The sequence below is a fragment of the Massilia sp. Root133 genome, from assembly GCF_001426525.1.
Classification (GTDB): Bacteria; Pseudomonadota; Gammaproteobacteria; order Burkholderiales; family Burkholderiaceae_D; genus Telluria; species Telluria orientalis.
In genome coordinates this window covers 141,015-152,728 of the sequence record NZ_LMEW01000034.1, presented here as the reverse complement: position 1 = coordinate 152,728, position 11,714 = coordinate 141,015, and the positions used below count along the sequence as shown (strand labels likewise).

The following is an 11,714-nucleotide window of genomic DNA, read 5'->3' as shown; positions in this document are numbered from 1 at the left end:
CGGGAGCACACTTGGAGTACAACGACAATCTCAAGGATGCCGCCGCCTCGGTGGCACGCGCCTGCCAGCAAGCGCTTGCATGGTGCAGCGAGTCGGGCGATGACGCAGTCCGCGCTGACGCGCTGCTGACGCGCGAACTGCGGATGGCCGTGGTCAGCGCCGAACGGCTGCAGTATGCCGCAGGCGCCAAAATGGCAGTCGGGGTGTTTGGCCCAAGCCAGGCCGGCAAATCGTACTTGATCTCGGCACTTGCACGGGATCGAGAAGGTAGCGTCTTGTCCTTGTTTGGCGACCGGCAAGAAGACTTCCTCGCAAAGATCAATCCAGAAGGCGGTAAGGAATCGACTGGCTTGGTCACGCGTTTTACTTACCAGCCAGGCGTGTTGGGAACGCCAGCCTTTCCGGTGCAGGTTGGGTTGCTGACCGAGATCGATGTCGTCAAGATTCTCGCCAACTCGTTCGCCGCCGATGTCCAACATCCCGACGATAGTGAGCCTGAGCAGCATCAGGCCGAGATCGATCAGGCCATCGCTGCTGCGCGCGGTCATGTTCGGGCTGGGGCGGGCATCGCGATTGAAGCGGTGTACGACCTGGAAGCGTACGTGAACGGCCATCTGGGCAGCAACACACGCATGAAGGCGCTGCGACGCTTTGGGTTCTGGCAGCAAGCGATCGAGCTTGGGCCTGCCCTTGGGCCAGAAGCGCGCGTCGCTTTGTTCTCGACCCTGTGGGAACAACTGCCCAGCTATACGGATATTTACCGACGATTGCAAGGCCGCTTGATGCAACTCGGTGGTGCGCGCTCGGCGTCGTGCGAACCCGCGGTGTTGTTCGATGTGCGCGGTGACAACTGGCAGCGCTCGACCCAAAGCATTATCGATGTCGCGACCCTGAGCATGCTCGGGGAGGCAGCCGGTGATTTGGTGAACGTGGTCGCACCCAACGGCACCGCGGTCCAGTTGGAGCGCGCCGAGCTCGCGGCACTTGTGTCGGAACTGCGCATCAACTTGGCGCATTGTCCGCACCCATTTTTCGCCCACACCGATCTACTCGACTTCCCTGGCGCACGCTCGCGCCAGCCGCAGCCGCGTCAGCGCTTAGGTGAGCGCGACATTCGCGCCGAGAATTTCCTTCGGGGTAAAGTCGCATACCTGTTCGAACGGTATGCCGAAGAGCGTGAACTCTCCGCGATGTTGCTTTGCGTCGGGCCGTCGAATCAGGAAGTGGTCGGCTTAGGTGAACTCATCGAGAACTGGATCGAATTGACCCATGGGGCCACTGCTGCAGACCGCAGCCAAGTACCTTCCACCCTGCTGTTCGTGCTGACGAAATTTGATACTGCCTTTGAGCAGAGCGCAGGCAAGGGCGTGGATGGCACGCGCTGGGCAACGCGACTCGAAGCCTCGCTTCTTAAACCCTTCGCTGCGCATGCACACCGTACCGACTGGGTGAAAAAGTGGGATAACAGGGGCCAGTTCAAGAATACCTTCTGGCTGCGCAACCCGAACTTCCGTCAAGACGCCTTGTTTGCCTATGGCGGCCCAGGGAACGCACAGGAAACCTCGCTGCGACCTGATAAGCAAGAGTTCATCGCGACTTTGCGCACTGCGTTCCTCGACAATCCGCTTGTGCACGAGCATTTTGCCGAGCCAGCCGCAGCCTGGGACGAGGCCATGTTGCTCAACGATGGTGGCATTATGCGCATCGTGATGGCGCTGGTTCCCATCTGCCATCCACAAGTCAAAGTAAATCAGGTACGGCAGCAATTGGCGCTGCTGGCGCGCAGAGTCGCCAATGCGTTGGGCCGCCATTACATCAGCGCTGACGTCAGCGAACTGCGTAGCGAAAAGGCTACTTTGGCCAAAACCCTGTTGCTTGCGCTTGCCCCATTGCTCAAGCGTGAGCGTCTGGGCGAACTCATCGGCTCTCTTAAATTGGACGACGAGGCGGCGCGTGCTGCGTTCTATCAGTCCGAGCAAGCTGCAATACCAGACCGCGCTACCGACAAGGCGCAAGCGCCCCCCGAACCTGACGAGCTCGATGCCGAAACAGCGGCATTGCTTGGGCTCGCCCCGGTCGAGGCAGCGCCGCGTCCCGTGGCAGTAGAGCGCCATTTTGGGCATATTTTTGTTGAGACTGTAATTGCTGCGTGGCAGGCGGGGGTTGCCGATCTGACCCGTGCACCGCAAGTGTTGAAATACTACGGCGTCGCGGCACAGCACTTACTCGACATTGCGCGCGAGTTGGAAGTCTCTGCGCGCAAGACGGGCCTTGTGGACGAACTTGCTGAAGACGTGCGTAAGAATCGCAGTTTCCGAGCCGAGACCGGGACCTGGCGCTGGCGCCAGATTGCCCCTGTGACCAATCGCTGGAACCATTTTGTTGACCTTGCCGGGCACTATCCATGCAATCCGGGCGGCGTTGGCATCGACACGCTGCAAGGGACCCGGCAAGTCATTTTCGCGAGCCCTGAGACGGCCACGCCGATGGCAGCGCTAACGGAAACCTCGGCTGACTACGAAAAGCCCTATCTTATGGATTGGCTGCAAGGCCTTCAGGCAACGGTCCGCACCAACGCTGACTATCTGGCCGGCGTCTCAGGCAATGTCGAGGCCAATGCGCGCTTAGGCGACATCCTGACTGCGCTGCGTGCGCACGCATAGCGGGGAGCCGATGGTGATGTATAGGATTAGGTTGTCAGAGACCGAATTTGGAGAACAAAGCGTCGGTCTCGTCGTTACGGGGCCGAACCTGGTCAATGGCGTAGTACGGGCATGCTTTAAGCGCTGGGGTTACCCCCGTCCTTATCTGCACTTGCACGGCTGGGATGTCGCTGATAACTGGATTGAACTGCAGGGCCATATCACTGGCCAAGATCAGCTCACCTTGCCGCTGCCGTCAGCGCTGGCCAGACATTTCGACGAGAATAGTAACTACCTCGTTAAGCTCGATCCGCTGGGCGGCGGATCTGTCCAACAGGGTGTGCGCTGGTCCATGTCCAGCGCTGCGCGTGCTCCCGTTAACAAGCCACCAGCCGCTATTGCGCCTGCAGCAGTGGAACGTGACCCCGGCATTTCGGAAGCACGTGCCGATATAGCGTGGCAGACTGCGCAGGCACTTGATTCACGCGAGGCCTATTCGGCCTTTCTCGCTGCACATCCGTCCAGTAGACATGCTGATGAAGCCCGCTCTGCGCTTGCACGGCTGGCGCCCGCAGCGCGCTCGGTCGACTCGGAGGAGTTAGCTTGGCGCGCTGCATGCGGTGCCGATAGCAAAGCAAGTTGGACTGCCTTCATGATCGCTCATTCCGACGGTGCTTACGCAGAACGTGCGAAAGCTAAATTGGCAGCGTTTATGCCCCCACGTCTGGTCGTGCGGACCCGCTGGTCTGTGATCGGTGCAGCGGCGCCGTATGGCATCGACACCTGTGCGTTTCTGTTGACGCCTGCAGGTCAAGTGCGTGGCGATGCAGACTTCATCTCAAGCTGGGCAACCGATCCCGACACCAACGCAATATTGCGGCATTCGCCCTGTGGTTCGGTGCGAAACAGTGGCATTAACAAGGACAGCGAGCGGCACGCTAACGAAAGTCTGGAGATTGATCTTGACCAAGTGCCGTCGGAGATCGACAAGATCGCCGTCACGGTGAGCATGAACGTCGACGCTGCACGGCAGCACTGTCTACCAGCGGTCGATTCTACAACCGAGCTGATCGATACCGCGCGCGGCGAGGTTCTGGTCGCTTGGCAATCGGGGCACGGCGCTGTCGGTAGCCGTGGACGGGTGATGCTGATGTTGCAGCGGCATGGCTCGGACTGGAAATTGCACCGCTCGTCCGAAACATTCGAGGACGGTATTTATGGGTTGTGCAAGCGCTTCGGCGTTGATGTTGCTTGATCACTGTGCTGTGCGGTAGGCGATCTGAGCAGACCACAATGGACATGATTGAGCTGATCTAGCATGGCATCGAAGTCCATGACGATGTTAATGTCAAAACATGAATAGTGACCATTAGCTGCGTGTAAGGCGTTGAACTGCTTGGCGCGAACTCTCATCGCCTCGTGCATCAATGAACGAACCTCAAAGCGCGAATGTTCGCATCGGGTCGAAAGCGGGCTGCACTCAACAAGCGGGACCAACTACAAAGTTCGCTAGTTGGATTTCGTCGGATATCCTCCAGCGAACCCATGCAGTGTAACGTAGGGTGCAGAGCTAATCCTTTGATTCGTAAGAGCCAAAACGGCCTGCAAAGCAGCCTATACAGGTTTGAGGCAGGCGCCGATGCCGACTGGCGGCGACGACTGAGCAGGCCGGTTAGGCGAGGCACAGTGTACCTTGGCTGGCGACGCCTGCGAACTGGTGCGCCAACAGCTCGCGGCGAACCGGAACGTCAGCAGCGAGACCAAGGCGGTACTTGCCCGGGATGCGTCGCAGAGAGTCAGGAATCAGCCGGCGCTGCGCGGCTCGCGTACGAGGGCTCAATTAGTGGCGGAGGAGTAATAGTTTCTAGGCAAAAATGGAAGACGAAGTTAAGATCATTAAAGAAAACTTTAGAAACGGCACGGTGCTGCGAGCGTATCCAGCACACAGAAAGGCACGATGGAAATTCAACGGGACGTAGGCAGAACGGATGTGGCGTGGTTTGTCGGCGCCAGTTTTGGCGGCTCGTCCGATCAGACACAGCGTTTTCTGGATGAAGGTATCTGGGAGCTCAGGAACCCGACGCCGCACGAAATCTCCCTGGTACGCTCGATGAAACCGGGCGACCGCATCGCCATTAAGTCGAGCTATGTCCGCAAGCGCCGGCGCGATCTGCCATTCGACAACCGTGGAATTCATGTTTCCGTGCTTGCTATCAAAGCAGTGGGAACGATCGTGTCGAATCCGCAGAACGGCGAACGCGTTATTGTCGAGTGGCGGCCGGAGCGGTTGGTGCGCGAGTGGTACTTCTACACCTATCGAGCGACGATCTGGCGAGTGGTGCCGGATGACTGGAGGAACCAGGATCTAATCGCCTTCGCCTTTGATGGGGCGCCGCAGGATATCGACCGTTTTCGTAATGCACCGTACTGGCGGGAACGCTTCGGCACTGTCGAGGCGAAGGACCAGCGTTTCGCCTGGACTAGCTTTTATGAGGCGATAGCCGATGCGTTGCTCGAATATCGGGGCAACCGGCCCGCGCTGCTCGCGGCCATTCGCCAGATGGCCGAGCGGGTTAGCGGGCTCGGTTACCTGGAGGAGGACCAGTATGCGGACGGCGCAACCGGGGCTTTGCGGGATATCTGTCCTTTTACCGTCATGGGCATGTTTAACAGAGGCGTCACCGACGCAAACCGCAAAGCCATCGCGCGCGAGCTCGCGAAGTTCCTTCAGGTCGAGGAACCAGTGCCTGACACTTTCGAAGGCATTCCCTTGCTGAACAACCTGAAGTCTTGGTTCTTTCCGTACGATGCGAAGCGTACACCGGACCATATCGAGTCGCTTTGGGAGGTGTTCGCCGCGGCGCTGGTGTACGCCGACGCCGATAACGAGGACGGCCGATTTATGTTTGCCAAGGCATTCGACAACGCCAATGGCCGGCCCTCGGTCGGATGGAACCTGACCATGGGTCTTTACTGGGCGAGGCCGTGGTCTTTCATCAGCCTGGATTCCAACTCGAAGCTATATATTCAAGACAAACTCGGTATCCCTATCGGATTGCATGGACCGAATAAACGCTGTAACGCGGCCGACTACTTAGCGTTGATGGACGTTCTGGAACGCAACTTTCAGGAATCCTCTTATCCCGTGCACTCGTATCCAGAGCTTTCTGTTGATGCATGGAATTATGATCTGGTCCAGATCCTGAGCAACGACGGAGAGGCCGAGACGGATCCGGAATCGAGCGCTGTAACGGAAATCGTGGTGGCCAAGGCTTTTGAACCGTACAACGTTGACGACATTATCGAGCAGGGCTGCTTCCTCGGCCGGGATGAGATTGTGGCGCTGCTGAACCGCCTGCACGACAATAAAAATTTGGTGCTGCAAGGCCCGCCTGGAACCGGCAAGACTTGGCTCGCCAAGCGGCTTGCCTTCGCACTGATCGGGAAAAAAGACGAGAGCAAAGTTCGCCCAGTTCAGTTCCATCCCACGCTGTCTTACGAGGACTTCGTGCGCGGCTGGCGCCCGACGGCCGATGGCAAGCTGTCGATTGCGAACGGCACGTTCATGGAAGTGGTCGAAACTGCCAAGTTGCACCCGGCCGAAAAATTTGTCGTCGTGGTCGAGGAAATCAACCGCGGCAACCCTGCGCAGATTTTCGGTGAACTGTTGACGCTGTTGGAGAAGGGAAAGCGTACGCCAAGCGAAGCCCTCGAGCTGTGTTATCCGGACAGGGATGGTAAACGACGCCCGGTGTACGTACCTGAAAACGTCTACGTCGTCGGGACTATGAACGTCGCTGATCGCTCGCTGGCCTTGGTCGACCTGGCGCTGCGCCGCCGATTCGCATTTGTCGGGCTCGAGCCGCGGCTGGGGCAAGCGTGGCGTGACTGGGTAGTCGGGAAATGCAACATGGCGCAGCCGCTCGCCGAGGAAATCGAGCGGCGATTCATGAAACTGAACGAAGAAATCGAAGCGGATCACAACCTGGGCAAGCAATTCCGGATCGGCCACAGTTACGTGACTCCGGTTTCGCGATTGGAGGAGGGCGGCACGCGCAAGTGGTTCCAGCAGGTGGTCGAGACCGAAATTGGTCCGCTGCTCGACGAATACTGGTTTGATACGCCGGGCCGAGCGCAGAAGGCGTGTGAGCAGTTGCTGAAAGGATGGTAAGCGAAGACCGCGACAGTCTGCCCAATGCGCCAGACGGCACGCCGGCGGACGGCTACCGGATCGGACGAGTGCCGGTTCGAAACCTGTGGCTGCTTATGTTCTATGCTTCGGACCTCTTCAAGGTACGGGGCGCGGGGCCGGGCGGCATCGACGAGGCTCCGGACGACTTGCCGCACCTCGTGGCCGAGATCCTCGCGCATTCGGTGGAACAGAGGATTCGCCGCCATCTCACCCAAGGATACCAGCCGCGTCATGCCGTGCTGAACCGTGTTCGTGGACGAATCGATGTCCTTAAAACCGTCCGGCAACGGTTGCTGGAACGCGGAATGGTCGCCTGCCGTTTTGAGGAACTGACGGTGAACACGCCACGAAACCGACTCGTGCACACGGCACTCGAGTCAGTCTCGCGACTTGTGAAGGACCGGGACCTGCGATGCCGTTGTCGCGGCTTGGCCGGCACGATGCGGGCGATGGGTGTTTCCGTCGAACCGCCGACGCGCACACAAATCGCGGCCGAGCGTTTTGGGCGCAACGACGCCCAGGACAGGGTGATGGTCGAATCGGCCAAGCTCGCGCTCGAATTGGCGCTCCCGACCGAGGACGGCACCAGAGAGTTGCCGCAGCCGGATAGAGAAGGCACGTGGGTGCGCAACTTGTTCGAGAAGGCCGTGCGTGGATTCTATGAGGTAGTACTGAAGCCGGAAGGCTGGAGAGTCAGCAAGCGGCGCTGGTTCTGGCAGGCGACGCCGAAGACGAACGGGCTGGAAGCCATCCTTCCGAACATGGAATCTGATGTGGTCCTCGAGCACGCCGGAGCCGGGCGGCGTATCGTCATTGATACCAAGTTCACATCTATCGTCATTCCTGGCTGGCATCGCGAATGGACGCTCGATAGCGGCTACATTTACCAGATGTACGCATACCTTCAGTCCCAGGTCGGACTTGGCGATCCTCTGGCGGACAGTGCTTCGGGTATTCTGCTACACCCTGCGGTTGGGACGATGGTTGACGAGGAGGTCGAGATCCAGGGCCATTCGATACGTTTCGCGACCGTCGACCTAATGGCGTCGCCATCTGCAATTCGTTCGCAGTTACTGCGGTTGTGTGTGCTGCCGGATAACTGCAATGCCCAGTAAGAGCAACCGCTGAACCTTCGCGATACCATGAGCGGAGGGCTCAACGGCGGGGATCGTGGTCGGGTAGGGGTAAAACTGACGTAGTGCCCGCTGTTGCCGGGTCAAGGATCGATGACCTCGGCATGGTATCGTGAATGGTACTGAGCCAGGAGCGCTACTAAAATGCCAAGCAATTCATGGCCTTAGCTCAGCCATTGATCATCGAATGGGAGTGAGTTTTCCGTTGGAAATACTTCTCCGAACCTTGTGAGCCAGACATAAGGCCCTGTTTTTACAGGGCTTTTTTTTCTTGATGGGAATAGGCTGTTGGCGCCAGTCACGCATCCTGACGAAGACCCGGGCGGGATGCTGTCGAGCCCATCGCGGTTAGCATCGTCGGCGCGATCCAGCACTTGGCGGCATGAAACTTTGCTATGATGCGGACAGGGCGCTTGGCAGGCGTCGGGGCTTCATGATAGTTCAGTCAACATTGCATAATGCAAGAGATATATAAGAAGGCGCTGCTGGCATTTATCCTACTCGTGGCCGCGAATGCGCTGATGGTGTCTTTTTTTACTTATCAGAGCTATCGCTCCCTTTCCCTGTTGCCTTTGGCTGGAAGCGGGGTTCGCCTGGAGGCGGTCGGTTGGACGGATAGCGGGATGGGCGGCACCTCGATCGTCCGCATCTACGATGACCAGCCGGATAAACTGCGTTTCGACATGAAACTGACGAAAGCGGTGGCATTCCCTTCAGCTATTGCCGACCTGATGCTCATCGACGCGAAAGGACAGCAGGTGCTGGAGGACTGGTCGAAGTACACCAGCATCACCTTCCTGGCCAAATGCTCCCCCTCGAATTCGATGGTATTTTCCCTGACCACCTTCGACGAGAAGATCTCGAAGAAGGGCGACTTCCAAACCTACCGAGTTCCGGCCACCTATTTTTCCTGCAATAAGAACGGGGTGCCCGTTTCCCTGGACCTTACCCGGCTCGCCCTGCCTGACTGGTGGCTCAAGAAGATGAAGCTGGACTTGTCGAGCCAGGGTTATGCCCTCGACAAGGTGGCAAAGGTTTCCTTCGGCGCCAATTTGAATAGTCCCCCGGACGTCGATTCCCAAGTGGAAATCAGCGAACTCGTGCTGCATGGTCGCGACTATCACTCTTTCGCATGGCTGGCCGTGGCGCTGTTGGCCAGTTGGGCCGTATTTGCGGTCTGGTTTTTCCGGGCCCATTCGCGCGCGCTGGTTGCCAGCGTGGCGACCAGCCTGAGAAAAGATGTTCCCTTGTCTGCGTACCGTCAACTAACCCTGGAACCGTATAAGGATAAGGAAAAGGCGGCGCTTCTGAAATATATTGCCACCAATTACACCGATACCAACCTAGTCTTGGAGTCGGTGGTTACCGCGACCGGGATCAACCGAACCAAAGTCAATGATCTATTGAAATCAGAACTGGGCATGACTTTCACCGGCTACCTGAATAAATTGCGGCTGACGGAAGCGGCGCGCTTACTGTCCGAACACAGCAGCGCCGCGATCCTGGAGATTGCGTATTCTGTCGGTTATGCCAATGTTTCCTACTTCAATAAGTTGTTCAAGGAAGAATACGGCTGCACCCCGAAAGTGTTTCGATCGATTTCGGCGCAACAATCGGCGCCCGTCGAGGATTTCGCGGTGAAGTCAGCGGCGGACTTGTAGCGGTCGAGTAATTCCGGCCACGACCAAAGGCGGCACGTCCTTGTACGCTTGCTTTGCAAATCGCCGGTTCTTCAGCGCGCCGCCTGGCTTCATAAAATCCGGAGCGACAGGAAAGGCCTTCTTGTGCACGTCGTCGATGGGGCGGATGGGTCACTCGAGCTCGCGGGCAAAGAAGGCCGACGCCTCTTTTAATCTTCCCACATCGCTACGAAGCTGACAGTTTTCCTGCTCCAGTCGGCGGATGCGTTGCTGCTCGGGCGTGAGTGGCTTGCCGACTCCGGGCTTCCCACTTTGCTCGGCCTCGTACTGCGTCAACCAACGGCGGATCGCCGTCACACCGATATCCATCGTCTGGCTGACGTGCGAGATATTCAGTCCGCCCTGACCCTCTTCCACTCCTGACAGGACCGATCGCAATTTCTACAGTTTTATAGAGGTTTCGCTTGTATCGTTAGATTCTCTTGGCCCCTCTACCTATGCTCGGGCTGTCGGTCGACGTCCGTCGTCGAGAAAACGCACTGAAAAATGCACTGAATCGTAATTCAAGTCAGATAAGCGCAATCCGCAGCCTCTATTGCACCTGGAGCCAGACAATCCGCTGGACTTAATGATTTGAAACTTTTGCATGTTTTTGCGTCATGGATTTGTACGATGTTCCCCACATTTTTGCGAGTGATTTAGAAATGAAAACAAAGCACATAACACACAAGCCGCTGTTCTCGAGTTCGGCAATGATGGCGGCCGCTACGGCGTTGAGCGTATTCATTGGCGCGACAGGCAATTGCTGGGCTCAAAAGGCGGAAGGCCTGGCCAGCACCCCGCAAATGGGCTGGAACAGCTGGAACAAATTTGCCTGCGAAATCGACGAGCGTCTGATCCGCGAGACGGCCGACGCCATGGTCAAGTCGGGCTTGAAGGACGCTGGCTTCCAGTACGTGAACATCGACGATTGCTGGCAAGGCCAGCGCGACGCCGACGGCACCATCCAGCCCGACCCCAAGCGCTTCCCATCCGGCATCAAGGCGCTGGCGGACTATGTGCATGGCAAGGGACTCAAGCTGGGCATCTATTCGGACGCCGGCGCGACCACCTGCGGCGGCCGTCCCGGCAGCCGTGGCCACGAATACCAGGATGCGCGGACCTATGCCAGCTGGGGCATCGATTACGTCAAGTACGACTGGTGCAACACCCCGGGCATGAACGCTGAACCGGCCTACACCACGATGCGCGACGCGATCGCCAAGTCGGGCCGTCCGATGGTGTTCAGCATATGCGAATGGGGCATGAGCAAGCCGTGGGAGTGGGCCGGCCAAGTCGGCCATTCGTGGCGCACCACGCCGGATATCTATAATTGCTTCGACTGTGAGTTCAGTCCCGGTTTCTCGACAGGTCTGGGCGTGCTGCGCATCCTCGACAAGCAGAAAGACCTGCGCAAGTTCGCAGGGCCCGGCCACTGGAATGATATGGACATGCTCGAAGTGGGGAACGGCATGAGCGAGGATGAAGACCGCGCCCATCTGTCGATCTGGGCCATGATGGCCTCGCCCCTCATCCTGGGCAACGATCTGCGTTCGATGTCCGAGTCGACCCGCCGCATCCTGACCAACCCCGGCGTGATCGCGGTGAACCAGGACAAGCTGGGTGTGCAGGCGCTGCGCGTCCTGGCCGACGGGCCACTGGAGGTCTATGCCAAGCCGCTCGACGGCGGCCAGTGGGCACTGATGTTCCTGAACCGCTCCAACCAGGCTGCCGACGTTCACCACGACTGGAAGAAGCAAGTCCTGATCGATGACCTGAGCAACCGGTCGGTCGATTTCAAGCAGACCGTCTACCGCTGGTCCGACCTGTGGAGCAAGAAGACGGGCGACACCAGCGCCAAACTGGAAGCGCGGCTGGCGCCGCACAGCGTGCTGATGCTGCTCCTGACCGGCCCTGCGAAACCATAGGGCGCGCCGGCCGCGCGGCGCGCAGGGAGTCCTTATCCGACGATTCCCTTGCGTAGCGTGGAAGTCCTTCTCTTCCGCGCCAATGAACGCTGTCGCGGCTCGCGATAATGTTGAACAGATTGGTCGGAAGGGATTTCCCA

7 protein-coding genes are annotated in these 11,714 nt (G+C 58.4%); 6 read left to right on the top strand and 1 reads right to left on the bottom strand.

Translation table 11 applies throughout. The features are described from left to right. The first annotated feature begins 11 nt into the window (after positions 1-11). From ASD28_RS25175 to ASD28_RS25155, 5 genes are all read left to right on the top strand, one after another. Complete coding sequence (locus ASD28_RS25175) at positions 12-2,663, top strand: virulence factor SrfC family protein (protein ID WP_162252965.1); 2,652 nt, start codon at positions 12-14, stop codon at positions 2,661-2,663. Between the two features lie 31 nt (positions 2,664-2,694). Beyond that, positions 2,695-3,897 carry a TerD family protein gene (locus ASD28_RS31400; protein ID WP_162252964.1) on the top strand — a complete coding sequence of 401 codons (1,203 nt, stop codon included), beginning with the start codon at positions 2,695-2,697 and terminating at the stop codon, positions 3,895-3,897. Between the two features lie 702 nt (positions 3,898-4,599). Then, on the top strand, positions 4,600-6,813 hold the full coding sequence (locus ASD28_RS25165) for an AAA family ATPase (protein ID WP_056135140.1): 2,214 nt from the start codon (positions 4,600-4,602) through the stop codon (positions 6,811-6,813). Next, complete coding sequence (gene mcrC / locus ASD28_RS25160; protein WP_082577384.1) at positions 6,807-7,949, top strand: 5-methylcytosine-specific restriction endonuclease system specificity protein McrC; 1,143 nt, start codon at positions 6,807-6,809, stop codon at positions 7,947-7,949. The genes ASD28_RS25165 and mcrC overlap by 7 nt, the downstream gene beginning before the upstream one ends. A 476-nt stretch (positions 7,950-8,425) precedes the next feature. Then, complete coding sequence (locus ASD28_RS25155) at positions 8,426-9,628, top strand: AraC family transcriptional regulator (RefSeq protein ID WP_156403840.1); 1,203 nt, start codon at positions 8,426-8,428, stop codon at positions 9,626-9,628. A 150-nt stretch (positions 9,629-9,778) separates the two neighbouring features. On the opposite strand, the gene ASD28_RS25150 is transcribed toward ASD28_RS25155, so the two are convergent. Further along, positions 9,779-10,024 (bottom strand): transposase, encoded by a 246-nt coding sequence (locus ASD28_RS25150; RefSeq protein ID WP_082577383.1) that lies wholly within the window; start codon positions 10,022-10,024, stop codon positions 9,779-9,781. Between the two features lie 335 nt (positions 10,025-10,359). Here ASD28_RS25150 and ASD28_RS25145 point away from each other — a divergent pair, with 335 nt between their 5' ends. Beyond that, positions 10,360-11,574 (top strand): glycoside hydrolase family 27 protein, encoded by a 1,215-nt coding sequence (locus tag ASD28_RS25145; protein WP_156403839.1) that lies wholly within the window; start codon positions 10,360-10,362, stop codon positions 11,572-11,574. The last annotated feature ends 140 nt before the right edge of the window (positions 11,575-11,714 follow it).